The sequence below is a fragment of the Clostridium tanneri genome (assembly GCF_033659955.1).
Taxonomy (GTDB): Bacteria; Bacillota; Clostridia; order Clostridiales; family Clostridiaceae; genus Clostridium_AM; species Clostridium_AM tanneri.
The window spans coordinates 19,363-42,831 of record NZ_JARUJP010000028.1 but is presented as its reverse complement, the minus strand read 5'-3'; the positions used below and the strand labels follow the sequence as shown (position 1 = coordinate 42,831).

The 23,469-nt window shown below is 30.6% G+C and carries 25 protein-coding genes and 1 tRNA gene; 4 read left to right on the top strand and 22 right to left on the bottom strand.

Features of this window, described 5'->3' with window-relative positions; genetic code table 11:
• Nucleotides 1–190 precede the first annotated feature (190 nt).
• The 3 genes from P8V03_RS16805 to P8V03_RS16795 form a co-directional block, all read right to left on the bottom strand.
• Nucleotides 191–1,006, bottom strand: a complete 816-nt coding sequence (locus P8V03_RS16805; protein ID WP_261672298.1) for a pyruvate, water dikinase regulatory protein — start codon at nt 1,004–1,006, stop codon at nt 191–193.
• Nucleotides 1,007–1,076: 70 nt separating this feature from the next.
• Nucleotides 1,077–1,457: a CoA-binding protein gene (locus P8V03_RS16800; protein ID WP_318799050.1), complete on the bottom strand. Its 381-nt coding sequence runs from the start codon at nt 1,455–1,457 to the stop codon at nt 1,077–1,079.
• 106 nt (nt 1,458–1,563) lie between these two features.
• Entirely contained in the window at nt 1,564–2,148 is a 585-nt protein-coding gene (locus P8V03_RS16795; protein ID WP_261672300.1) for a hypothetical protein, read from the bottom strand.
• A gap of 236 nt (nt 2,149–2,384) precedes the next feature.
• On the opposite strand from P8V03_RS16795, the gene P8V03_RS16790 reads away from it, so the two are divergent.
• Nucleotides 2,385–3,617, top strand: coding sequence for a BaiN/RdsA family NAD(P)/FAD-dependent oxidoreductase (locus P8V03_RS16790; protein ID WP_318799049.1), 1,233 nt, complete (start codon nt 2,385–2,387; stop codon nt 3,615–3,617).
• Nucleotides 3,618–3,628: 11 nt separating this feature from the next.
• Here the strand turns inward: P8V03_RS16790 and P8V03_RS16785 are convergent, their stop codons facing one another.
• The 18 genes from P8V03_RS16785 to P8V03_RS16700 form a co-directional block, all read right to left on the bottom strand.
• On the bottom strand, nt 3,629–4,381 hold the full coding sequence (locus P8V03_RS16785; protein WP_318799048.1) for an acyl-[acyl-carrier-protein] thioesterase: 753 nt from the start codon (nt 4,379–4,381) through the stop codon (nt 3,629–3,631).
• A gap of 139 nt (nt 4,382–4,520) precedes the next feature.
• Nucleotides 4,521–5,807, bottom strand: coding sequence for an adenylosuccinate synthase (locus tag P8V03_RS16780; protein WP_261672303.1), 1,287 nt, complete (start codon nt 5,805–5,807; stop codon nt 4,521–4,523).
• Between the two features lie 123 nt (nt 5,808–5,930).
• The gene (locus P8V03_RS16775; RefSeq protein WP_318799045.1) at nt 5,931–7,298 is read right to left on the bottom strand and encodes an NAD(P)/FAD-dependent oxidoreductase; all 1,368 of its coding nucleotides are present in this window, start codon (nt 7,296–7,298) and stop codon (nt 5,931–5,933) included.
• A 297-nt stretch (nt 7,299–7,595) separates the two neighbouring features.
• The gene (locus P8V03_RS16770) at nt 7,596–7,805 is read right to left on the bottom strand and encodes a DUF3006 domain-containing protein (RefSeq protein ID WP_318799043.1); all 210 of its coding nucleotides are present in this window, start codon (nt 7,803–7,805) and stop codon (nt 7,596–7,598) included.
• A 51-nt stretch (nt 7,806–7,856) separates the two neighbouring features.
• Nucleotides 7,857–9,485, bottom strand: coding sequence for a response regulator (locus P8V03_RS16765; RefSeq protein ID WP_318799041.1), 1,629 nt, complete (start codon nt 9,483–9,485; stop codon nt 7,857–7,859).
• 240 nt (nt 9,486–9,725) lie between these two features.
• Nucleotides 9,726–9,798: transfer RNA gene (locus tag P8V03_RS16760), tRNA-Thr, on the bottom strand.
• Between the two features lie 46 nt (nt 9,799–9,844).
• Nucleotides 9,845–11,179 (bottom strand): replicative DNA helicase, encoded by a 1,335-nt coding sequence (locus tag P8V03_RS16755; RefSeq protein ID WP_261672307.1) that lies wholly within the window; start codon nt 11,177–11,179, stop codon nt 9,845–9,847.
• A 27-nt stretch (nt 11,180–11,206) separates the two neighbouring features.
• Nucleotides 11,207–13,063 carry a Lon family ATP-dependent protease gene (gene lonC / locus P8V03_RS16750; protein ID WP_396125129.1) on the bottom strand — a complete coding sequence of 619 codons (1,857 nt, stop codon included), beginning with the start codon at nt 13,061–13,063 and terminating at the stop codon, nt 11,207–11,209.
• 51 nt (nt 13,064–13,114) lie between these two features.
• Nucleotides 13,115–13,558 (bottom strand): 50S ribosomal protein L9, encoded by a 444-nt coding sequence (gene rplI / locus P8V03_RS16745; protein WP_261672309.1) that lies wholly within the window; start codon nt 13,556–13,558, stop codon nt 13,115–13,117.
• Nucleotides 13,559–15,544, bottom strand: a complete 1,986-nt coding sequence (locus P8V03_RS16740) for a DHH family phosphoesterase (RefSeq protein WP_318799038.1) — start codon at nt 15,542–15,544, stop codon at nt 13,559–13,561.
• A gap of 15 nt (nt 15,545–15,559) precedes the next feature.
• On the bottom strand, nt 15,560–16,552 hold the full coding sequence (locus P8V03_RS16735; RefSeq protein WP_261672311.1) for a YybS family protein: 993 nt from the start codon (nt 16,550–16,552) through the stop codon (nt 15,560–15,562).
• An 11-nt stretch (nt 16,553–16,563) separates the two neighbouring features.
• Nucleotides 16,564–16,881, bottom strand: a complete 318-nt coding sequence (locus P8V03_RS16730) for a MazG-like family protein (RefSeq protein ID WP_261672312.1) — start codon at nt 16,879–16,881, stop codon at nt 16,564–16,566.
• A 380-nt stretch (nt 16,882–17,261) separates the two neighbouring features.
• A complete protein-coding gene (gene rpsR, locus P8V03_RS16725; RefSeq protein ID WP_261672313.1) occupies nt 17,262–17,516 on the bottom strand; it encodes a 30S ribosomal protein S18 in 255 nt (84 codons plus the stop codon).
• Between the two features lie 20 nt (nt 17,517–17,536).
• Nucleotides 17,537–17,983, bottom strand: coding sequence for a single-stranded DNA-binding protein (locus P8V03_RS16720; protein WP_261672314.1), 447 nt, complete (start codon nt 17,981–17,983; stop codon nt 17,537–17,539).
• Nucleotides 17,984–17,995: 12 nt separating this feature from the next.
• Nucleotides 17,996–18,283 (bottom strand): 30S ribosomal protein S6, encoded by a 288-nt coding sequence (gene rpsF / locus P8V03_RS16715; protein ID WP_261672315.1) that lies wholly within the window; start codon nt 18,281–18,283, stop codon nt 17,996–17,998.
• 97 nt (nt 18,284–18,380) lie between these two features.
• Complete coding sequence (locus P8V03_RS16710) at nt 18,381–18,578, bottom strand: DUF951 domain-containing protein (RefSeq protein ID WP_261672316.1); 198 nt, start codon at nt 18,576–18,578, stop codon at nt 18,381–18,383.
• Nucleotides 18,579–18,584: 6 nt separating this feature from the next.
• A complete protein-coding gene (locus P8V03_RS16705) occupies nt 18,585–19,457 on the bottom strand; it encodes a mechanosensitive ion channel family protein (protein WP_261672317.1) in 873 nt (290 codons plus the stop codon).
• Between the two features lie 129 nt (nt 19,458–19,586).
• On the bottom strand, nt 19,587–19,838 hold the full coding sequence (locus P8V03_RS16700) for a putative Se/S carrier protein (RefSeq protein ID WP_261672318.1): 252 nt from the start codon (nt 19,836–19,838) through the stop codon (nt 19,587–19,589).
• A gap of 324 nt (nt 19,839–20,162) precedes the next feature.
• Here P8V03_RS16700 and P8V03_RS16695 point away from each other — a divergent pair, with 324 nt between their 5' ends.
• The 3 genes from P8V03_RS16695 to yyaC all read left to right on the top strand — a co-directional run bounded on the left by P8V03_RS16695 (nt 20,163) and on the right by yyaC (nt 23,138).
• Entirely contained in the window at nt 20,163–21,317 is a 1,155-nt protein-coding gene (locus P8V03_RS16695) for an aminotransferase class V-fold PLP-dependent enzyme (RefSeq protein WP_318799037.1), read from the top strand.
• 9 nt (nt 21,318–21,326) lie between these two features.
• Nucleotides 21,327–22,382, top strand: coding sequence for a sporulation integral membrane protein YtvI (gene ytvI / locus P8V03_RS16690; protein ID WP_318799036.1), 1,056 nt, complete (start codon nt 21,327–21,329; stop codon nt 22,380–22,382).
• Nucleotides 22,383–22,535: 153 nt separating this feature from the next.
• Nucleotides 22,536–23,138, top strand: coding sequence for a spore protease YyaC (gene yyaC / locus P8V03_RS16685; RefSeq protein ID WP_318799035.1), 603 nt, complete (start codon nt 22,536–22,538; stop codon nt 23,136–23,138).
• A 32-nt stretch (nt 23,139–23,170) separates the two neighbouring features.
• On the opposite strand, the gene P8V03_RS16680 is transcribed toward yyaC, so the two are convergent.
• The gene (locus tag P8V03_RS16680; protein ID WP_261672322.1) at nt 23,171–23,425 is read right to left on the bottom strand and encodes a YkuS family protein; all 255 of its coding nucleotides are present in this window, start codon (nt 23,423–23,425) and stop codon (nt 23,171–23,173) included.
• Nucleotides 23,426–23,469: the final 44 nt, after the last annotated feature.

Genomic DNA, 23,469 nt, shown 5'->3' with positions numbered 1-23,469 from the left:
TTAGTCAATTTGTTGTTTCTCTGTCTTGCATTAACTGACCTGACATAAAACATAATACAAGATATTCAGCAAAGTGTCAACACATTTTTATATATTTTTTTATTATTTTTGATATTTTTTTTACTATTATTGTTTAAAGCCTTGAAATACAAGGCTTTAAGCACCTTAAATTTTATAGTGTAAAAACATCTTAATATGACTTAGTTCCCATATAACCTATATGCTCCATTATTATCAGCGCAGTATCTTCTATTGCCCTTTTTGTTACATCTATAGTTTTACAACTTAATTTTTTCATAAGCCTATCAGCAAATTCTAACTCCTGTAGTACTCTTTCTGCATTAGCATATTGTATTTCCTTTGATACTGATGAAAACTTATCCAGTCTATGTCTTCTTATTTCTATAAGCTGCATAGGATCTATTGTTAAACCAACTACTTTTTTTCTGTCTATTTCATATAAAGCCTCGGGTATGGGAATCTCAGGCATAATCGGTATGTTAAGCGCCTTAATTCCTTTATTAGCAAGATACATACAAATAGGTGTTTTTGATGTTCTTGAAAGCCCTATTAAAATAACATCAGCATGCTTTATACCTGAGTGATCCTTACTGTCATCATATCTAATAGCAAACTCCATTGCTTCTATCTTTTTAAAATACTCTGAGTCTACGCCCCATACAGCTCCTGGCCTATAATCTGGTATCTTATTTAAAATTTTTGAAGCCATGCTTATACAAGGCCCTAATACATTTGTTATATGAATTCCACTTTCTATACATCTTTGAACTAAAAATTCTCTAACATCTACTAAGACTATAGTAGATATTATCATAATGTTTTTTGTATCTTCAAGACTATTTATAAACTCATTAACGTCTTCAAAACTTTTAATATAAGGTACCCTCTGAAACTCAATTTTTTCACAAAATTGGCTCAGTGTAGCCTTTGCTACCTGTTCTGCAGTTTCACCTATAGAATCTGATACAGCATATATTTTTAACATTAGTATCCCCCCATCTACCTGTATGGTAAGTAATGACTAAACCTTTCACTTATCTTTTGGTAAGTACCATTTATCTACTTTTATAATTAGAAAGCTCTATAAGAGCACATCCCTGTATTGCTGCTATGCCCTTCTCTCTGCATAGCATAAGTATATCATTACTTTCAGCTCCTGGCTGAATTAGAATCTTATTTATCCCTAATTCTATAGCACTTTCTACTATTTTTAAACCAGTTATAGGGTTTATGCATAAGTCTATAACATCTATTTTGTAAGGTACTTCTTTTAAGTCTTTGTATACGTTTCCACTATTGTCCCTAGGATTAACCCCAGATACATTAAAGTTTGATTCCTTTAATGAACTAAGTATCTTATATGCATATTTTGTACTATTTAATACATCTCCAACTACTACCCAATTTTCATAGTTCAGTAATGCTCTAGCTTCCATTAACATCTCTCCCCTTTAATTTTATTATAAAAACTTTAAGTTTTGGTTAAATAATATATATTTTATTATACACTAAGTTTAACTTAAATATAAAAAACTTCTTTTCTTAATTCTTGAGGAAGATAGTTTTATTATTATTTAAACCACTGTATAACATATCTTTCATGGCCTTATTATACATATTCATTAATATTCTCTTTTCCTTAATATCACTTTTTAAATTACTTATTTCCAGACTGCATTGATCCATAAAATCACTTAAACTTACCTCTTTAATTGTGAATCTAAAATCATCTGAGTATTTCTGGCCTATAACATTTATCTTAAAAGCTCTAGCCTTATTTATTGTAACAAACAACTTCTTTTCCCAAATTCCTTTTTTAATAAATCCATATTTATCTTCAAGGACTCCTATATTCTCTATTTTTTTGCCAACAATATCTTCCAAAAAATTAATAAACTCTGCATAAAAATTCATTGTCATTCCATTATCAAATTTTATTTTTAAAAGATCCTTATAGTAAGCAAATATACTCTCACTGTTGTCTTCTGGAATTATCTTTACTTCATTTGTTCTAAATACTCTTCTGCCATCTTTAGCCTCAACCATAACGAAGTCATAATTTATGCCTAAAACTTTGAACTCTCCTTTTGGGGTATCTACTCCATTTTTTGATATTTTAACTTTCATAAATTCTCACTCCTAACAATGTTTATTATATGAATTTATACTATATAATAATAATATAAATTAACCCACTGGCTTAAAATTAATCCGTCCTTTAGAATATGAAAAAAGTGCTACTTAATTAAATTTTATATAGATTTATTTGGCCTGTTTATTCATATAACTATTGAGTGATAAAACTTTATATGGTATAACTATTCATATATTTAATAAAAAATAATTACGAGGAGCTGTTATCTTTGTTTCATGAAATAATAATAGTAGGCGGTGGTGCCTCAGGTATTATGGCAGCAATTACTGCAAAGAATGTAGGAAAAGATATTGCTATATTAGAAGGTACTAGTAGAATAGGAAATAAGATATTAACAACTGGAAATGGAAGATGTAATATTACAAATAAAAATATTTGTGCTTCTAGATATCACAGCGAAAACTGTAACTTTTTTCAAAATGTTTTAAATAAATTTACGCTGGAGGATACTATAGAATTTTTTTACTCCCTAGGTCTTCCTTTGACTACAATAGATGGAGATAAAATGTATCCTCTTTCCCTTCAAGCTTCCTCAGTTCTCGATATATTTAGACTGGCCATAGAAGATCGAGCTATTCCTATTTACATAAATTCAAAAGTAAAGGACATAAAAAAAACTCCTAATGGCTTTAGATTAACTACCAATTCTGAGGATTCTTATGAATGCAAAAAATTAATATTGTGTTGTGGTGGTAAATCAGCGCCAAATACTGGCTCTGATGGCTCTGGTTTTAGTTTAGCGGAAAACTTAGGACATAGCATAATACATCCTATTCCTGCTCTTGTTCAACTTAAATTAAAATATAATCATCTTAAAGCTTTATCAGGAGTAAAATTCAATGGTTTTGCAGAAATAATTGTTGATGGAGTATCAAAACGAAAAGAATTTGGAGAAATATTATTTACTGACTATGGAATATCTGGTCCTCCTATACTTCAATTAAGCCGCCAAGCTTCTTATTTACTGTATAATCATAAAACTATATCTCTTTCTATTGATATGATGCCGGACTTGGATAATGAAGAATTAGTAGAGTTTTTAGAAAATCACTGGGGAGTATTTAGCTATAGAAGTATTGCTGATTCATTTATAGGCATAATAAATAAAAAAGTTATACCTATTCTCTTAAAGGAAGCATCTGTTGAAAATATTCATAAGCCATGTTACGAATTGACATGGAAGGAAAAACAAAATATATTTAAATTTCTTAAAAATTGGAACTTTGTTGTATATGATACTAATTCCTTTAAAAATTCACAGGTAACTGCTGGAGGGATAAATACAAATGAAGTTGACTCAATTACTTTAGAGTCTACCATAGTTAAGAACTTATACTTAGCAGGAGAAATATTAGACGTAGATGGAGATTGTGGTGGATTCAATCTTCAATGGGCGTGGAGCTCTGGTTTTATAGCTGGAAAAAGTGCTGCTGAGAGTTAATCTGAGCAGCACTAATTTTCTCTTTCCCAATTTGTTTCTAATACAGTTAGCTCTATATCATTCTCATCTACTATCTTATGTAAACAAATACACCTATTCTCTTCCTCTCTTATTTCTGTAAATACCTTCACTACAGCTCCATATGTAGTTTCCTTTTGGTATGTTATATTTATACCCTTTATAGAATAATTAGTAACCACATCTAGTGGTACAGTCTCTATAGCCCAATCTACATACTTTACGTTATTTACATGCCTATTAGTGTCTATATCACTATATCTTACATTAAAGCTTTTTTCACTGTGTATTTTTTCTGGACATTTTAATTTTTTTATATCTAATACATCACTTTTCTCTTTACTAATTCCATAGGCCTTATACATGTCTTCTGTTACCCTTATAGCTTTCCTCTTTTCTATATCTATCAAAAACCATACTGAATTTGCCCTAGCTATTATATTTCCATTCAAATCTAAGATTTCAAATATCCTATAGGCATAAAACTTTTTAAAGGAGTATGGTTTAGTTCTTACTTTAATCTTTTCACCATATACAGGATACCTATCTATATCGATACTCCACTTATAGAGCACCCAAGCTATTCCCTGATCTCTTAGGTAGTCTATTCCAACCCCTAATTCCTCGGATTGCCTTGTGGCTATATCGCCTAAATAATTCATTAGGCTTGTTATCAGCAGTCTTCTCTTATAATCTATTTCATAGTATTGAATATCATATTCCTTTTCTGTAACCATCTCTGTCAAACTAATCCACTCCTTATCATTTACTTTTATAAATTATATTATATCACTATAAAATTAATATTCCAAACTACCCAATTAATGTAAGTCAACAAAAATAAACCATAAGTGTAATGTAAGTTTTACACTTATGGTTTATTGTCTATATATCCTTAACTTTTATAGTTTGATCTCTTCTTGGTCCTACTGAGACTATTGATACCTTAGTATCAGTGAAATTCTCAATTTTATTCAAGTATTTTTTTGCGTTTTCAGGAAGCTCTTCATAACTTCTAGCATCAGCTATACTTTCATCCCAACCATCAAATTCCTCATAAATAGGCTCACATTTTGCTAAGTCTTCAAGACTTGCAGGAACATAGTCTATAATTTTTCCATCAAATCTGTACCCAGTACATACCTTTATTTTTTCCATTCCTGCTAAAGTATCAATTTTAGTTACAGCGAAGCTTGTAAGCCCTGAAATTCTAGCAGCACTCTTTAGTATTACAAGATCAAGCCAACCACATCTTCTTGCTCTTCCTGTAGTTACTCCATATTCGTGTCCTTTTTCTCTTAACCATTCACCAGTTTCCTCTAATAATTCTGTAGGAAACGGTCCTTTTCCTACTCTAGTTGTATAAGCCTTAGCTATACCTACAGCACTAGTTATCATAGTAGGTCCTATACCTACTCCATTAGAAACTCCACCGGCAATAGTATTTGATGATGTTACGTAAGGATATGTTCCGTAGTCTATATCTAAAAGTGTTCCTTGAGCACCTTCAAACAATACGTTTTTTCCTGATTTAATTTTATCATATACTTCAACAGAAATATCTCTTACAAAAGGTTTCATTCTTTCAGCATAACCTAAGTATTCATTATACATCTCTTCAAAGCTTAAAGACTCTCCGTTAAAAACTTTAGTAATTATAGAGCTTTTAACTTCAATATTTTCTCTTAGCTTCTCTTCAAAAACATCCTTATGCATAAGGTCACAAACTCTTATGCCACTTCTCTCCATCTTATCTGTATAACAAGGACCTATTCCTTTACCTGTTGTACCTATATCATTTTTTCCTCTTGCCTTTTCTTTGATTCCATCAAGAATCTTATGATAAGGCATTATAAGGTGTGCTCTATCACTTATTATTAAATTTTCTGGAGTAACATCAACTCCTGCATTTTTTAAATAATCTATTTCATCAAATAGAGCTTTAGGGTCAACAACAACCCCATTACCTATTACGTTTAACTTATCTCTATATAATATTCCTGAAGGAATTAGATGAAGCTTATACTGTTTATCTCCAACTTCAACAGTATGCCCTGCATTGTTACCTCCTTGAAATCTAACAACTACATCGGCGTCTTCTGCAAGATAATCTGTCATTTTTCCTTTTCCTTCATCGCCCCATTGTGCTCCTAATACAATAAATGCTGACATAAAAATTTCCTCCTCTTTATTATCTGTCTGTTACAGTAACATAGATTAAAACTTCAATTAGACTATTAATTGTAAGTATATAAATATAGTTTAACCTATATCAGTTAATGTTAATAGTATTTTCTAGATTTTTGCAAGAACTCTCGCTAAGTAAACTCCGCTTGCAGATGCTTGTGATAGCGAATGTGTAACTCCTGACCCATCCCCTAATGCATATAATCCTTTAACACTTGTCTCTAGGTTTGTATCAACTTCTACTTTTGAGTTGTAAAACTTCACTTCTACTCCATATAATAGTGTATCTTCATTTGCTGTGCCTGGGGCTATGTTGTTAAGGGCATATATCATTTCTATAATATCATCTAGCTGTCTCTTAGGAATTACAAGACTTAAATCCCCTGGAGTAGCTTTTAATGTTGGTATTGTAAAACTCTTAGCCATTCTACGTTCATTAGTTCTTCTTCCATTTACTAAGTCTCCAAACCTTTGAACTAATACGCCTCCACCAAGCATATTACTTAGTCTCGCAATAGATTCTCCATACTCATTGCTATCCCTGAACGGCTCAGTGAAATGATTAGATACTAGAAGTGCAAAGTTTGTATTTCCTGTATGAAGTTTTGGATCAGAATAACTATGTCCATTTACAGTTATTATACCATTAGTATTTTCATTTACTACCTCTCCATGAGGATTCATACAGAATGTTCTTACCATATCATTATATTTTTTTGTTTTATATACAATTTTGCTCTCATAAACCTCTTTAGTTATATGCTCAAAAATTTCTGCTGGTAATTCTACACGGACTCCTATATCAACTCTATTGCTTTCTGTTCTTATTCCCATTTTACCACAGACTTTTGAAATCCACTTAGAACCTGAACGACCAGTTGCTAACACCAGTTTATCAGAAGTAAAAGTCTCTTTGTTTGTAATAACTGAAAATTGTTCTTCTGACTTATCAATATCCAAAACTTCTGTGTCAAATAGCATTTCTACCTTGTCTTTTAGAAACTTATATATGTTAGATAATATAACTAAATTTCTGTCTGTGCCTAAATGCCTTACCTTAGCATCCAAAAGATGTAAATCATGTTGTAAAGCCTTACTTTTTAGTTCTGAATTAGCAGTAGAATAAAGCTTAGCCTCTGCTCCACCCATCTCACATAGAACTTCATCAACATAATTCATTAGATTTATGGCTTCATCTTTTCCTACATACTTGTAAAGTTCTCCACCAAAGTTATTTGTTATATTATATTTACCATCAGATAAACTTCCAGCCCCTCCGTATCCATTCATGATGTTACATACAGAACAGTGTATGCAAGCCTTTATCTTTTTTCCATCTATAGGACATACTCTTTTTTCTAAACTATGACCTTTCTCAATCATTAATATTTTCATATTAGGATTTACCTTTACCAATTCATAGGCAGTGAAAATTCCACTAGCCCCTGCACCAACAATAATTATATCGTATTTCATAAATACCCTCCTATGCAAATGTTATAAAAGGCGAACATTTTATTATACTATTCGAGCAGCTAAATTATTACTATAAAATTAAATTTTAAATTTCTTAATGAATTCTTTACTCTCTAATGGTATCAAAAGTAACTATTATAGTCAATAAAAATACGAATATTTAATGAGTAATCAATTTTAAAGTTCGCAATTCCTATGCTTTGTTTAGTTTTTTGACCATAATATAAATATTAAAGCTTCTAATTTCTTATAATTAAAATAAAATCCAGCTGGATTCCATAGTCCAGCTGGTATAATTTATTTCCACATATCATCAGTCAAATTACTTATATATTTAGTTCTTTTTTTTGTTTCTTCTAGATTTATAGTTATTGTTTTATCAATATTTAATACATAACCTTCCTTTGCTTCTTCCGGGATCTTATTTCTTTCTATACTAATTGTACTTCTATCTTCTAATTCTATAATAGCAAAGTATCCTTCAAATCTATCAATAATTCCAATCATAGTACAATCTCTCCTTATTAGCTGTTTTTTAATATTATAAGCAGCATACTATTATAAAAGATATAATAATAAAGGGCTTCCATCTATATTATTAATTTTGGTATTGCTAATTAAAATGTTATTATTACCATCATCTTTTACCATATTGTATACAGTCTTAAGTAATTCCTCTACATTAAAAGGTTTAGATATATAATCATCCATTCCAGCATCAATAAGCTTTTCCCTATCTCCTTTTAGCGCATAAGCTGTTAACGCTATAATTGGAATATGTTTATCCTTATTTTCTTCAGATTTTCTTATTAATTTTGTGGCTTGTATTCCATCCATTATTGGCATTTGTATGTCCATTAGCACTAAATCATATTTCTTATTTTGTGCCATTTCTACGGCTTCTTGACCATTGTTTGCTACATCACATGTATGTCCGTATTTTTTTAATAGATTATACATAACCATTTGGCTTGCCTTGTCATCTTCAACTACTAAAATACTTAATTTTCTTTTCTTCTTTCCAGTTCCACTATTTCTATCTACAATATTTATTGAATTAAATCTCTTCCCCTTAACTAAAGCTATGCTGAATGTAAATGTTGTTCCTACATCCTTCTTACTTTTTACCTCTATTTTTCCGCCCATCAATTCTACAAGACCTTTGCAAATAGAAAGCCCTAATCCTGTTCCTTTATTTTTCTTAATATAATTCTTTTGGTGTATTTGACCAATATTCTTAAATATTTTAGGTATATCTTTTTTATCTATGCCTATTCCAGTATCTTTTACAGATATCTTCAAGTTTACTTTGTCACCAATAGAATCTTCCTTTTCAATAGCTAAGGATACCATTCCCTCTTTTGTAAATTCTATAGCATTGTCGATAAGATTGTCCAATACTTGTTTTATCTTACCAGGATCGCCAGTAAGCGTTTCTGGAATAGTATCATCTAGGCTAAACTTAAAATCTAATTTATGCTCCAAGGCTTTTTGGCTTTTAACTTTCACAATCTCAGTAATTAGGTCTTTAAAATTAAACTCAATATTCTCTATTTTTACTTTTTCTAGTTGTATTTTCGAAAATTCCATTATGCTGTTTACAATGTTGAGTAATCTAGAACTACTCATCTTTACTAAATTAAGATTTTCTTTCTGTTCTGAATTTAAAGCTGTCATTAGTGTTAAATCAGTCATTCCGATTATTCCACTAATAGCTGTTCTTATTTCATGGCTAACATTAATAAGAAACTTACTTCTATTCAAATTATTACTTTCTGCATCATTCTTTTCTTTTCTCAGTCTATCTTCTAACAGCTTTCTTTCAGTAAGATCATTCAGCATAATTATATTCCCCTGTAGTAAGTTGTTTGTGTCAAGTATTGGGGTAATCCTAATTTCAAAATGTCTTATACCTATTTTTGTTGTTATATTCTTCTCAAAAACATTTTCTGAATTTAAATTTTCTTTATTTTCCTGCCTAGAAAACTTAACCATAATATCTTCTAGATTTTCCTCTAAACTTAAAATATCAAATGTATCCTTTGCCCTACCATTTAACTTACAAATATTATTTACCCTATCTAACATTACAATAGGGTATGGTAAAAGTTCAAATATATCCTCATAATTAAAATTATAGTTACTTAAATTCAATTCCCCATTATTTTCATTAGATTCGCTTAACAAACCTATTCCCCCTAACTACTGATAGAATATTTATCTGAATCTTAAATAAATAATAAATTATTAAATATTTTAACCCTATTGTTTTTAATTATAATATATGAGAAAAAAAATTCAACACATTTTTGTATATATGAGAAATAATAATCAATTTTCCATTATGTGTATTACAAAATCATACAAATTTCTATATCACTATAAATAAAAATACCAAGGTTATAAGAACCTTGGTATTTTTTGTAATGCTCCTAGCAGGACTTGAACCTGTGGCCCGCTGGTTACGAATCAGCTACTCTACCAACTGAGCTATAGGAGCATACTATAGAAACTCATACTAATATTATATAAGTTTTTTATTTATATTATTCTTGGTGTATAACATCAAGATTACCAAACTTACTAAATTGGCCAAGCCAAGCTAGTTTTACTGTACCAGTAGGACCGTTTCTTTGCTTTGCAATTATACATTCTCCTACATTCTTTTCTTCTGTTTCCTTATTATAATATTCATCTCTATACAAAAACATAACTAAGTCTGCGTCCTGCTCTATAGACCCAGATTCTCTGAGGTCTGACAGCATTGGCCTATGATCAGTTCTTTGCTCAGGAGCACGAGATAACTGAGATAAAGCAACAACAGGGCACTGCATTTCCTTAGCTATAGCTTTAATAGATCTTGATATCTCTGATACCTCTTGTTGTCTACTTTCAGAGCCTTTACCACCTGACATAAGCTGAAGATAGTCAATAAGTATTAAATCTATTCCATGCTCCATTTTTAATCTTCTACACTTAGATCTCATTTCCATTACAGTTATACCTGCTGTGTCATCTATAAATATCTTAGCAGCAGCTAGTGGCCCTGATGCTTTGGCTATATTCTCCCAGTCTTTATCATCAAGGTTACCTGTTCTAAGCTTTAGCATATCTACATGGGCCTGTGAGCATAATAATTTATATGCAAGCTGCTCCTTAGACATTTCTAGGGAAAAAATTGCTACGCTTTTTCCCTCTCTTAAAGCAGCATATTCTGCAATATTTAAAGCAAAAGTTGTTTTTCCCATTGAAGGTCTTGCTGCAATTAGCACCATATCTCCTTTTTGAAAACCAGAAGTTTTTGCATCAAGTTCTCTGAACCCAGAAGGAACTCCTGTCGTTTGTCCTTTATTGTTAAATAATCTTTCTATTTCTAAAAAGCCTCTTTCAAGAACAGCATTCATAGGTTCAAAATCTGATGTACTTCTATTGTTGGAAATATTAAATATTTCCTTCTCAGCTAAATCAACAACGCCTAAGACATCATCTTGACTACTATAACTTTCCTCTATTATTTTAGTAGATGACCTTATAAGTTTTCTAAGTACGGCCTTATCTTTTACTATATTTATATATGAATGAATATTTGCCGTAGAAACTACTGATCCACTTAGTTCACTTATATATGTTAATCCCCCAGCCGACTCCAACTGACCCTTAGATTTGAGATTTTCCGTAAGGGTTATTATATCTACAGCTGTGTCTTTCTGATATAAATCTAATATTGCACTAAAAATAACTTTATGTGCATCTTTATAAAAGTCTTCAGTTTGTAAAACTTCCATAGCTTCTGCTATGGAAGTTTTGTCTACAAGCATTGACCCTATTACACTTTGTTCTGCCTCTATACTCTGCGGCATACTTCTAAGAGGTGTATCCATCCGTTCTCTCTCTCCTTAGTAATGACTCTAAAACACCAATGCCATTAGCTCCTCTATGTCCTTAACTACTTTAACATCAATATCATCAAGCCCTTGTGGGATTTCCTTTGAATTATCATCAGGTATAATTACTAAATTAATACCCTTTCGTCTTGCTCCATATACCTTCTCGAATATACCTCCAACTGGCTTTACTTTACCTCTTAATGATATTTCACCAGTTACAGCTACATCTTGTCTTAATGGTTTATCTAAAAGAGCACTTATAATACATACTGTAATAGCTGCTCCAGCAGAAGGACCATCAATTCTTCCCCCACCAACTATATTTACATGTATATCGTAATCACTTATATCTTTATTAGTTATTTTTCTTATGACAGAAGCAGCATTAAATACTGAATCCTTTGCCATACTTCCGGCAGTATCGTTAAATCTTACTATGCCTCTTCCCTTTTCCTTTGCTTCAAAAACTGCAGCCTCAATTTCTAAAGTAGAACCTATATATCCGCTTACCCCTAATCCATATATATGTCCAACATCATATCTTGCCTCTGTGTTAACTACCTCAAAAGGAACAAGTCTACCTATAGATATAACTTGTTTCAAATCTTCAATTGTTACTTTTATCTTATCTTCTAATACTGAACCATCTCTATTATAAAGTACATAACCATAAACATCTGACAAAATATTAACTGCTTTTCTTCCTTCTATAGTATATCTACTTATAAGTTCTGAAACTCCATTATCTAATTCTATATTAAGCTTTTCAGCTGCATTTTCTACTATTTGTTGTATATCCTTTGAAGTTAGGGGCTCAAAATAAACTTCTGTACATCTTGACCTTAAAGCTGGATTAATTTCACTTGGTTCTCTTGTCGTAGCACCAATAAGTATAAAATCTGCCGGTGCTCCATTTTCAAAAAGATACTTAATATACTTTGGAGTATTGTCATCATCTGGATCGTAATATGAAGATGAAAACTCAACTCTTTTATCTTCTAACACCTTTAATAACTTATTTTGCAACATTTCATCTAATTCACCAATTTCATCAATAAAAAGAACCCCTCCATGAGCTTCCGTAACAAGTCCAAGTTTTGGTTCTGGAACTCCTGTTTCAGCTAAATCTCTTTTAGTTCCTTGGTATATTGGGTCGTGTACTGATCCTAATAATGGATTTGTTATCTCTCTTGGATCCCATCTTAATGTAGTTCCATCAACCTCTATAAACTTAGCATCTTTCTTAAAGGGAGTATGTTTTAATTTCTTAATTTCTTCTAATGCAAGTCTTGCTGCCGTTGTTTTTCCTACTCCTGGAGGTCCATATAATATTATATGTTGTGGATATGGTGAAGCTATTTTTGATAAAATTGATTTTATTGCTCTTTCCTGTCCAACAATTTCAGAAAAAGACTCTGGTCTTAAAAGACCTTGGATGCTTTTGTTTAGCTTTTTAGAATCTAAAACCTCTAATTCAGCATATTTCTTTAAGGTTTTCGCATTTTCTGGTCCCTTTTGTTTCTTTAAAATACTTAACCTAACTTCATCCATATACCTATCTTGCTTTTCCATTATGTTCTTTTCAACTTCTGTCTCTATTTTATTCTTAACATATTTTTTAGCTAAAAGTTCTGAAATCCAAATATTAGTATCTTCTAAAGCTTCATATACGTTTGACTCATCTGGGATTGACTTTAGGCCCTTACCATCACTTATAATCTTATTTAAGGCATATATTCTTTTAAATATATCTTTACTTTTTATATAGCCTTGCAATTTAAACTTTACTGTCCTTGCTCTTACAGTTCCTTCATCTATTACTTTATTCAGAATTTCATATAAAACATTTACTTGAGTATCTATAGGTATTGTATTCATTATTTCTTGTTCTAGCTCATCTACAAATTGTGACTTCACACAGTTTCCCCCTTAATTTTCTCCAATCACCACTTTAACCTTTGTGGAGATTTCAGGATATAATTTAACCTCTACATCATAACTACCCAGTTGTCTTATTGTATCTACTACAATCTTTTTCTTATCAATCTTCAAATTAAGCTTCTTATTTAATTCGTCTGCTATGTCCTTAGCAGTTATCGAACCAAATAGTCTTCCATTCTCACCTGACTTTACAGTAAGCTTTATTTCTTTTCCTTTTAAGCTTTCAGCAAGTTTTTGAGCTGCTTCTATTTCAGCAAGCTTTTGTCTTCTCTCTGCTTCCTTTTTATTATTTAAGATATGAAGATTTGAATCTGTAGCTTCCTGTGCAAGTCCTCTTGGAAATAGATAATTTCTTGCATATCCATCTGAACTATTTACTATATCTCCTTTTTTTCCTAGTGATTTTACGTCTTTTAATAATATAACCTTCATTTACTCTTCACCTTCCCTGATATATTTGCCTATGGCATCCTTTAGCTTTAATAAAGCTTCATCTACTGTAACATATTTGAGTTTTGCCCCTGCCATAGTCATATGCCCTCCTCCACCTAAGGATTCAAGTATAAGCTGTACATTTACATCACCAAGCGATCTTCCACTAATAAAAACTTCTTCTTTTATTTTAACAAAAACAAAAGACGCTTGAATACCTGTAATATTTAGCAGCTCATCCGCCGCTTGTGCAGCTAATACAGTATCTTCTATTTCCTCTGGACATATTGCTATAGCAATGTTATTAAATACCTTTACTGACCTAATAATCTCAGATCTTTTCAAATAATTCTCTAAATCATCTGCAAAAAACCTTTTCACATCTATGGTATCTGCTCCAAGTCTTCTTAGGAAAGAAGCAGCTTCGAAAGTTCTCACTCCTGTTTTAAAACAGAAATTTTTAGTATCAACAAATATTCCTGCAAGAAGTGCTTCTGCCTCTATAATCTTAACCTTTGGTTTTTCCACCATGTACTGAAGCATTTCAGTAACTAATTCAGATGTTGAAGATGCATATGGTTCTATATAACTTAACAAAGCTCCTTCTATAAAATCTGCCGACTTTCTATGATGATCTACAATAACTATTTTCTTAAATTTATCTACTACATTAATGTTTTGGACATATCCTCTACTATGCACGTCTACTAATATAAGTATACTATTTTCATCTGAATTCTCAATACATTCTTTACTATTTATAAATACTCCCTCATAATCATCTTCATTTTTAATCTTTTCTAGTATAGGCCTTACACTATTATTTGTTGGATCAAATATTATAAAGCCTTCCTTCCCTAACAATTTTACTGCCCTATAAAGTCCAACAGCTGCTCCTAGGCAATCTATGTCAGGATTTATGTGCCCCATTATAAAAACTCTGTTACTTTCATTTATTAAATCCACTAACGCATGGGCTATAACTCTAGCTCTAACTTTAGTTCTTTTTTCCACTTCCTTAGTTTTTCCACCATAAAACAGAAGCTTTTCTCCATTCTTAACAATTGCCTGGTCTCCGCCTCTACCAAGTGCTAATTCCTTAGCTGAAACAGCATAGTTCTCATTTATTAAAGGTGTTTCTCCACCTCTCCCTACCCCTATACTTAAAGTCACTGCCAAAGTATTTCCCATATTTATTTCTCTTATATTATCTAGTATATCAAACTTTCTTTCCATCTCTTTTTCAATATACTTATTTTGAATTGATAGTATATACTTATTTTCATCATATTTCCTAATCATGGCATTTACACTTTGGGCATACATACTTATAGTTCTTTCTATTTCTGCAATTATTAAAGGTCTTTTATCTTCTTCCAAAGTCTTTACAACATCGTCAAAGTTATCAACTTCTATAAGCATTACTGTTTCTTTATTTGCATCTATTGCCTCAACTATCTGAAACATATCTGTAACATCATAAAAATATAAAAGAACTATTTTGTCCTTAGGATCTTCATATGTATCTACCACATTTGTGTATATATGATAATATCTTCCCTTAACCCTAGCATATCTAAATAAGTTTTCCTTACCTTCTAATGCTTGCTTCAAGTTAAATTCCTTTATCATGCCTCGTATATTTTTATTTAATATATCTTCTCCTTTTAGTACTGATGAGAGGTTTTGATTATACCAAAGTATATCACCCTCGGCACCTACTATTATCAATGGAAATGGTAATTTTAAAAGAGTAGTTCTTGTAGCATTATCAAGCTTAGATGAAAAATCCTCTATAAATTTTTTCCATTCGTTTTTTCTGACCTTAGTATTTCTTATATTATAAGCCACAAGTAATGCATATAAACTTATAGATACCATACCTATAGTTGTATGACCATAAATTATTAGTACAACAATAAAAATAGCTATAATTATCATATACATCTTATTACTTGTTATGAAATAATTGTATTTATTATCCATTCAATAAGCCTCCAATTACTCTTCTATAGGCTTTCTTCTATATGGGTCAAGCTTTCTGAAGTCAAACAACATATCAGCCAATCCAGCATATACATAAATCATCGAAATCTGAGATGAAACAGTAAAAATTAATATTAAAAGTATTACTGCCTTTGACATATTAAACCTATTTCTAAAATAATATATAGCTAAAGATGCACCATCTAATAAGAGCATTAGTTGAAATATAACTTGTGATGAGTTTGTAATATACTCACCTGCAGCAATATTTCTCTTACCAAGTAGTAATCCTACTATTAAAAATAGAACTACTATAGTCCCAATTCTTGTATTAATATATATTGTACTAAAGGAATTTCCTTCTCTTACGTTATATTTTAATCTCTTTAATATTGATTTTGTTATAAAGTAATTAATATACGCCAAAGTAAATGATCCTATAACTAGAAAAGCCGGTATAAGCTTCAAAATAAAATCAGTTGTAATAAGTTCAAAAGACTTTTCTATCGGTGCAAATTGTTCACTAGATACTCCCATTTTGCTATATATCTCTTTACTCATGCTAAAAGATTCCTGCATTAGTTTGATGTTTCTATTTATAAAACCAATAACGCCTGTTTTGTCTATAAAGTTAGCATATATAGTGAAGTTTATAGTTATAGCCATGGCTAACACAGCTGCTAATAATACTATAGTAGTACTAACTTTTTTATTTGACTTTATACAATACCCTAAGGTTACTCCCGTTGCGCCAAATAAAATAGAAGATGTTAAAGCTGATAAAGGGTTATAGAGCATACCTATAAGTATTGCACTTACTACAACAGCTCCAATTGTTACCTTATGATTATGTCTTATATAAAGTACTGTTATAGGAACTGGCAATATAAATGTACCTAGTGTTGAGAAAATAGGTACATAAACATTTAATAACATAATAACTACTACAAGAGCTGATATTAATCCTGCTTCTATAACTGCTCTAGTATTATAAATTCTATTCTGCATTGCTACCTCCGTTATTCTCTTTCTTTGAGATGATTATATAGTTTACTTAAGTCCTTTCCATCCCTTTCTATCTTATCTTCCTCTAATATTCCAAGTCTTAATTTCTTCTTCATATTTTCATCTACTGCTGCATTTGAGTATCCAAGCCTATCACCTAATAAATATAAAATCATTATTGCCCCGGAAATACAATCTAGTATAGATTCTTGTGCTACATTACTTCCTCTTGTTAGTAGTTTGAAAAAATCTCCAATTAAACAGATAAGTTCTGCTTTTAACTCTTCTATCATTTTCACATTATACATTATGTTAAAATCATCTCTCCTCATTCGAAACAACCCCTTTTAATTTCTAATTATATTTTATTATTACATTTTTGTAAAATATATGATTATACAACCATACATCAATTTATGTATAATCCTATTATACATAAATTCCTATGTAATACTAAAGTATATTATAAAATAATTTAGTAACTTTGGTAAATGTGTATACACTAAGAGATCTTTAACATAACATAAAAAACCTTTCATTTCTGATTATTGACATTAATCTATTCTTTTCAAACATAATTTTAATTCTTTATTGTCATATTTATAAATTTAAATAGCTGTTAAACTATCACTACACAAACTATGAAAATTAAATATATAATAGCATAGAAAAAAAGTACTGTAGAATACATTAAATCTACAGTACTTATAATTTACTCTGTTGTGAATGGTAGTAAAGCTATGTTTCTAGCTCTTTTTATTGCATCAGTAAGTGATCTTTGATGCTTAGCACAGTTACCAGAAATTCTTCTTGGAAGTATCTTTCCTTTTTCAGTAACATATTTTCTTAATTTATTTATATCTTTATAATCTATAAATTCAGCTTTATCCATACAGAAAGCACAAACTTTTCTTTTTGCTCTTCTCATTTTTGCTGAGTTTCTTCTTCCGCCTTCTCTATTTGCCATGCTTTTCCCTCCTTACCTTATTAGAATGGGATATCTCCATCATCTACCGGAGTTATATCCTGTCCATATGCTTCTTCGTTAAAACCTTGAGTTCTTCCAAATTCATCAGAATTATTTACGTTAAAAGATGATCCTGCAGGCCTATTTCCATTTCCCCATTCAAGGAATTGGACCTCCTCTGCAATAACTTCAGTAACGTATCTTTTAGTACCGTCTTTGGCATCATAACTTCTTGTTTGAATTCTACCACTAATACCTATAAGCTTTCCTTTACTCATATAATTAGCTGTAGATTCTGCCTGCTTTCCCCATACTACTATAGGAATAAAGTCGGCTTCTCTTTGTCCGTCTTTAGAGAATCTTCTATCAACGGCAATAGTAAAGGTGGCAACAGCTGCTCCAGTTCCTGGAGTAAATTTTAACTCAGGATCTTTGGTTAATCTTCCAATTAAAACAACCTTATTCAATTAAAACACCACCTATTGTTCATTCTTAACTATTATGTGTCTTACAACAGCATCTGATATTCTGAATACTCTGTCTAACTCTTTTGGTAATTCAGGATTAGCAGAGAAATTTACTAGAGTGTAATAACCTTCATTGATTTTGTTTATTTCGTAAGCAAGCTTTCTCTTACCCCAAACATCAACGTTTTCTATTACTCCTCCACCATTTTCTATTACGCCCTTAAACTTTTCAACGTTAGCTTTAAAAGCCTCCTCGTCTAATGATGGGTGTAATATGAATATAGTTTCATATTTTCTCATTAGATTCACCTCCTCCCCTTGGACTAACGGCTGTGTTTTACACAGCAGGGACTACATCTCTGTATTTTATCACTTTTTGGAAAAGAAATCAATATTTTTATTGAGGAATATTTTGTTTCACGATTTTTTTTACGTCTTTTTGGAATTTACTTCTCGGTAACATAACTATTCTATTGCAGCCACAGCACTTTATCTTTATATCTGCACCAAGTCTTATGATTTCCCAATTTTTACTTCCACAGGGATGTTCCTTTTTCATCTCAACTACATCTCCGAGATAAAAGGTATTTAACACGACCCATCACTCCTTTACGAATTTCACCTTTGGATAATGTATATTTATATTCTCACTTTTTAAAGTCTCTCTAATCTCTTTTCTAAGTTTCATTTCTGTATCCCATTGAGTCATTGGTTTTGCCTTACCAGCAATTCTAATAGTAACACCGCCTTCTTTAAAACCTTGTACTCCTAAAACTGACGGTCCTTCCTCAACATTTTCATTTTCATTCTTAAATCTATCGCAAAGCTTTGAAATAATCTCTATAGCTTTATCTACATCCTCATCATAGGATATGTCTATATCTACCTGTATTCTTATATTACCTCTAGAATGATTTGTCACCTTTGTTATCAAACCATTAGGAATTATGTGTAAATCCCCATTAAAATCTCTTATTTTAGTTACCCTAAGTTCTAAACTCTCAACTATTCCACCTTTATCATCTATATGAATATAATCACCTACTGCAAATTGATCTTCGAATAATATAAAAAAACCGTTAATTATGTCCTTTACAAGACTTTGTGAACCGAAACCAATTGCTACACCACCAATTCCAGCAAAGGTTAGCCCAATTCTACCAAATCCTGTTTCAATTACACTTAAAACACCAATAAAGTAAACAGAATATCTTAGTACACTTTTTAAAATAGCACCAATGGTTTTAGCCTTTTTCTCATCTAAAGAAAATCTAAAATTTTGCTGTTTTGAAACATATCTCTCTATGAGCTTATTTCCAATTTTAATAGCTGAATACATAATAATTAAAATAATTAATATTTTAATTATAGTGGATAAGGAATTGTATACATCTCGTCTTTCTATGATATAACTACCAACCTGTATACTGTCACTGTCCACATTAAAATTAAACAAAGAAGCTAGGCTGATCATGCTATTCCTCCATAATATCTTATTTAAACATGAAAAATGTTATATGATTACTACAATATGAAACCTATAAGGCATCATTGCAATTTATATAATATCTTTAATGTATATTTATTTTCTTTAGTTTAATTGCTATAGTTCTATTACCTTGTATTCACCACTATCCTTAAGGTAAATATTTTTTATATTTATCTTACTTCCTTTGATTAATTCCTTAATCTGATCTATATAATCAGTGCCAACTTTTATACTTATACCACAACTCTTTGTAATTGACGTTGGCGTAGGCATAATCTCAATTTTTATGTTTCTTTCTTTTAAAATGCTTTCTCCATTAATAGCACCAAGAGTGTTTTGGAATGTTAAAATGTAGTAATTCTCCATAATCTTAACTAGGCTCGGGTATCCGAACCTTCCCCCTTCCTAAAATTTACCTTTTGTTCATGTACAACTATGACTGTTTAGTTTATAATTATATATATATTTACACATTATATGCTGAATTAATAGCATATAAATTTATAACAATATATTACATTAATAAAAGTGTACTGTTATATGTGAATAATTATATTATATTATAACAGAAATAATATTAATAAAGCTACTTGCATTAAATACTTAATAAAAAATTAAAACCTTGATATTATGTAAACTATTTATCATGGTTTTACTTAAGTATATATTACTGACTAAGGAGGAATAATTATGAAGGTTTATTTAGATAACTCTGCTACTACTTATCCAAAGCCAGAGGAAGTTTACACCTCTGTTTACAACTACATGAAGAATATAGGTGCAAACCCTGGCAGAGGTGGCTATGCTAATGCATTGGAAGGAGACAGAATTATATTCAATTGCAGAGAAGCTTTAATGAGTTTATTTAATTTTAATTCTCTAGAAAATGTAATTTTTACATCTAATATAACTCAATCTTTAAATATAATATTAAAGAGTATAGTGAAAGATGGATGGCATATAATTACTTCATCTGTAGAACATAATTCAGTTATACGACCTCTTTTTTCACTTAAGGAAACAAAGAATATAGAAGTTGACATACTTCAGTGTTCAAAGGATGGTCTAATAAATGTTGATGAATTTAAAAAAGCTATAAAACCAAATACAAAATTAGTAGTATTAAATCACGCTTCAAATGTAATAGGTACAATTCAACCTCTAGAAGAGATAGGAAAAATATGCAAAGCTCACAATATCTATTTTGTAATAGACTCAGCCCAAAGTGCTGGTGCTATCCCTGTAGATTTTTCAAAACTTAATTGCAATGCTCTAGCTTTTACAGGTCATAAAAGTCTTCTAGGTCCACAGGGGATAGGTGGTTTTCTAATAGATGATGACCTAAATAAAGAAGCTTCTCCATTCATCGAAGGAGGCACTGGTAGTATTTCTCAAAGCACTATTCAACCAGATTTCCTTCCTGATAAATTTGAAAGCGGCACATTAAATGCTCCTGGAATTTCTGGTCTACTTGCTGGAATTAAATATATAATGAATGAAGGTGTGTCTGCCATAAAAGAGAGAGAAATGGAACTTTGCCAACAATTTATTGATGGACTTTCTAGTATAGATTCTGTTGAAATTTATGGATTTAAAGATGCATCCTTAAGGACACCTACAATTTCTATTAATTCAAGCAAAATTAATAATGCTGAATTAGGATTTATTCTAGATAGGGAGTTCGGAATAATGGCAAGAACTGGTCTCCACTGTTCCCCTTTAGCACATCAGACTATTGGAACTTTCCCTGTTGGAACATTGAGATTTAGTATAGGCCCATTTAATGATAAAAAGGATATAGACTATGCTTTATATGCAGTTAACTCTATTCTAAAAAGGATGTGATTACGTTTAATGCACTGCCTTATAGATAAAATTGATAGATTATTTTTGTTTTTTTTAGTATACACATTAGTCTTTTTAGGTTTCTTTAGCACATTGAATTATACTCTTCCTTTTGTACTAGCTTTAATATGTGCCTTAATTATAAAAAAGCCTACTGAATTTATTTGTAAAAGATTCAAGGTTAAGCCCTCTATTGCTTCGCTTATAACAACCTTTACCTTCTTTACAATTATAATATTATTTTTATCTTTAGGAATAACAACAATAACTCAAGAAGCTATACAACTGGGTAAAAATACTCAGTTGTATGTTTCAAAAAATTCTAATGATATATACGGATACTTAGATAAGGTTAGAAAATATTTTATAAACCTTGACCCATACATTGTTAGTACTATAGAAAAAACTTTTTCTAGCTCCATTACCAGGTTATCCAATATTACAGTACAAGTAACTGGTAAAATTGTAACTACATTAATAGGTATCTTGGCTGCGATTCCATATATACTAATGGTTATACTATTTACACTGCTTACAACGTACTTTTTTACAAAAGATATGACTTCTTCTGAAAATAAACTTTTAGACATAGTAAAAAATAATAAATCTAGTAAAATACCTTATATTTATTCAGAAACGAAAAGAATGCTCGGTAACTATCTTTTGTCTTACCTTCTCATAATAGGAATTACCTTTATAGAAACTTTAATTGTATTTTCCATTTTTAAAGTGAAATATGCAGTTATACTAAGTATTATTTGTGCTATTGCTGATATCTTGCCTATACTCGGAATAGGTGCTGTTTATATACCTCTTGCAGTTATTTACTTTTTCTTCATTAAAAGTTATGTTACTGCATTTGGAATTATAATTTCCTACATACTAGTATCAGTTATAAGACAAGTAATAGAACCAAAAATTGTATCATCTTCACTAGGAATTCATCCAGTTGCTGCTTTAGCTGCCCTGTTTATAGGTCTTAAAGCTAATGGTCTGTCAGGTATATTTTTCTGTATGTTTCTAGTTGTATTCTATAACATATTAAAGAAAGTAGATATACTATAATTAAAGCACTATAACGCTTCAAATATACAAAAGAAGCGCTATGGTGCTTTTTAAATCTATCCTACATGTTTATATTTTTTATTTACATCCTTATAATTAGTGTATAAATAGCCTCTATATGGTTAAAATTCATAATATAGGAGGTTATGTTTTATGTTGAATAAATTAATAATAGATCCATCATCTAAAAAATCAATTTTTTTACTAAGAGATACACTGAGCAATGAAATATGTCCTATTATAAAATCCGGACGACCTATTATAGTACTGTGTATTGGCACTGATAGATCTACCGGTGATAGTTTAGGTCCATTAGTAGGTGATAAACTAAAATTTCTAATAAGAGATAAGATTTACTTATATGGTAATCTAGAAAATCCTGTTCACGCTAAGAACCTCTCCCAAGTCCTAGATGAAATTAAAACAAAACATATTAATCCATTTATTATAGCAATTGATGCCTGTTTAGGTAGTCTGCAAAATGTAGGAAAAATTATTGTTGAAGGAAAACCCCTATCTCCTGGCTCTGCTATGAATAAGGATTTACCTAAGGTTGGAGATTTAAGTATAACTGGTATTGTAAACATATCTGGTGCTATGGAATTTATGGTTCTCCAAAACACAAGATTATTTACAGTAATGGAACTAGCTGAAACGATTTCTAAAGGCTTGTATCATTCTATCATTAAAACTATAGGAGGCAGAAAATCTACTAGTATTATCGAAAATAAATTAGCAGAAAATATTGAAGCCTAATAAAGATGAATTACATAAAGTAAAGTTAGATATCATAACAAATTGCTATAAGTCCTATTATTAAGTATGTACTCTATTTCTTCAACACTCTTACTTCCAGAGTCAATAATCAAGGTTCCTTCTCTTTTTATACTATTGTTAATATTTATATTTGTTAATCCGCCACTTTTTAGGTTGCATATTATTGCATCACATATAATATTGCTACTTTCATTAGTAACACTATATCCTCTATTTTTTAATTGCTCTTTTATATAGCATAAATCATCGGAAACATATATTTTCATAACAAAACCTCCTTTATGGGATAATATTCCCACAAAGGAGGTTT

What these genes read in the sequence shown, in the direction of transcription:
- P8V03_RS16805 (WP_261672298.1), bottom strand. Translation starts at nt 1,006, where the DNA reads ATGTTAAAAATATATGCTGTATCAGATTCTATAGGTGAAACTGCAGAA.
- P8V03_RS16800 (WP_318799050.1), bottom strand. Translation starts at nt 1,457, where the DNA reads ATGGAAGCTAGAGCATTACTGAACTATGAAAATTGGGTAGTAGTTGGA.
- P8V03_RS16795 (WP_261672300.1), bottom strand. Translation starts at nt 2,148, where the DNA reads ATGAAAGTTAAAATATCAAAAAATGGAGTAGATACCCCAAAAGGAGAG.
- P8V03_RS16780 (WP_261672303.1), bottom strand. Translation starts at nt 5,807, where the DNA reads ATGTCAGCATTTATTGTATTAGGAGCACAATGGGGCGATGAAGGAAAA.
- P8V03_RS16775 (WP_318799045.1), bottom strand. Translation starts at nt 7,298, where the DNA reads ATGAAATACGATATAATTATTGTTGGTGCAGGGGCTAGTGGAATTTTC.
- P8V03_RS16770 (WP_318799043.1), bottom strand. Translation starts at nt 7,805, where the DNA reads ATGATTGGAATTATTGATAGATTTGAAGGATACTTTGCTATTATAGAA.
- P8V03_RS16755 (WP_261672307.1), bottom strand. Translation starts at nt 11,179, where the DNA reads ATGGATACACCTCTTAGAAGTATGCCGCAGAGTATAGAGGCAGAACAA.
- lonC (WP_396125129.1), bottom strand. Translation starts at nt 13,063, where the DNA reads ATGAATACAATACCTATAGATACTCAAGTAAATGTTTTATATGAAATT.
- rplI (WP_261672309.1), bottom strand. Translation starts at nt 13,558, where the DNA reads ATGAAGGTTATATTATTAAAAGACGTAAAATCACTAGGAAAAAAAGGA.
- P8V03_RS16740 (WP_318799038.1), bottom strand. Translation starts at nt 15,544, where the DNA reads ATGGATAATAAATACAATTATTTCATAACAAGTAATAAGATGTATATG.
- P8V03_RS16735 (WP_261672311.1), bottom strand. Translation starts at nt 16,552, where the DNA reads ATGCAGAATAGAATTTATAATACTAGAGCAGTTATAGAAGCAGGATTA.
- P8V03_RS16730 (WP_261672312.1), bottom strand. Translation starts at nt 16,881, where the DNA reads ATGAGGAGAGATGATTTTAACATAATGTATAATGTGAAAATGATAGAA.
- rpsR (WP_261672313.1), bottom strand. Translation starts at nt 17,516, where the DNA reads ATGGCAAATAGAGAAGGCGGAAGAAGAAACTCAGCAAAAATGAGAAGA.
- rpsF (WP_261672315.1), bottom strand. Translation starts at nt 18,283, where the DNA reads ATGAGAAAATATGAAACTATATTCATATTACACCCATCATTAGACGAG.
- P8V03_RS16705 (WP_261672317.1), bottom strand. Translation starts at nt 19,457, where the DNA reads ATGATCAGCCTAGCTTCTTTGTTTAATTTTAATGTGGACAGTGACAGT.
- P8V03_RS16700 (WP_261672318.1), bottom strand. Translation starts at nt 19,838, where the DNA reads ATGGAGAATTACTACATTTTAACATTCCAAAACACTCTTGGTGCTATT.
- P8V03_RS16695 (WP_318799037.1), top strand. Translation starts at nt 20,163, where the DNA reads ATGAAGGTTTATTTAGATAACTCTGCTACTACTTATCCAAAGCCAGAG.
- ytvI (WP_318799036.1), top strand. Translation starts at nt 21,327, where the DNA reads ATGCACTGCCTTATAGATAAAATTGATAGATTATTTTTGTTTTTTTTA.
- yyaC (WP_318799035.1), top strand. Translation starts at nt 22,536, where the DNA reads ATGTTGAATAAATTAATAATAGATCCATCATCTAAAAAATCAATTTTT.
- P8V03_RS16680 (WP_261672322.1), bottom strand. Translation starts at nt 23,425, where the DNA reads ATGAAAATATATGTTTCCGATGATTTATGCTATATAAAAGAGCAATTA.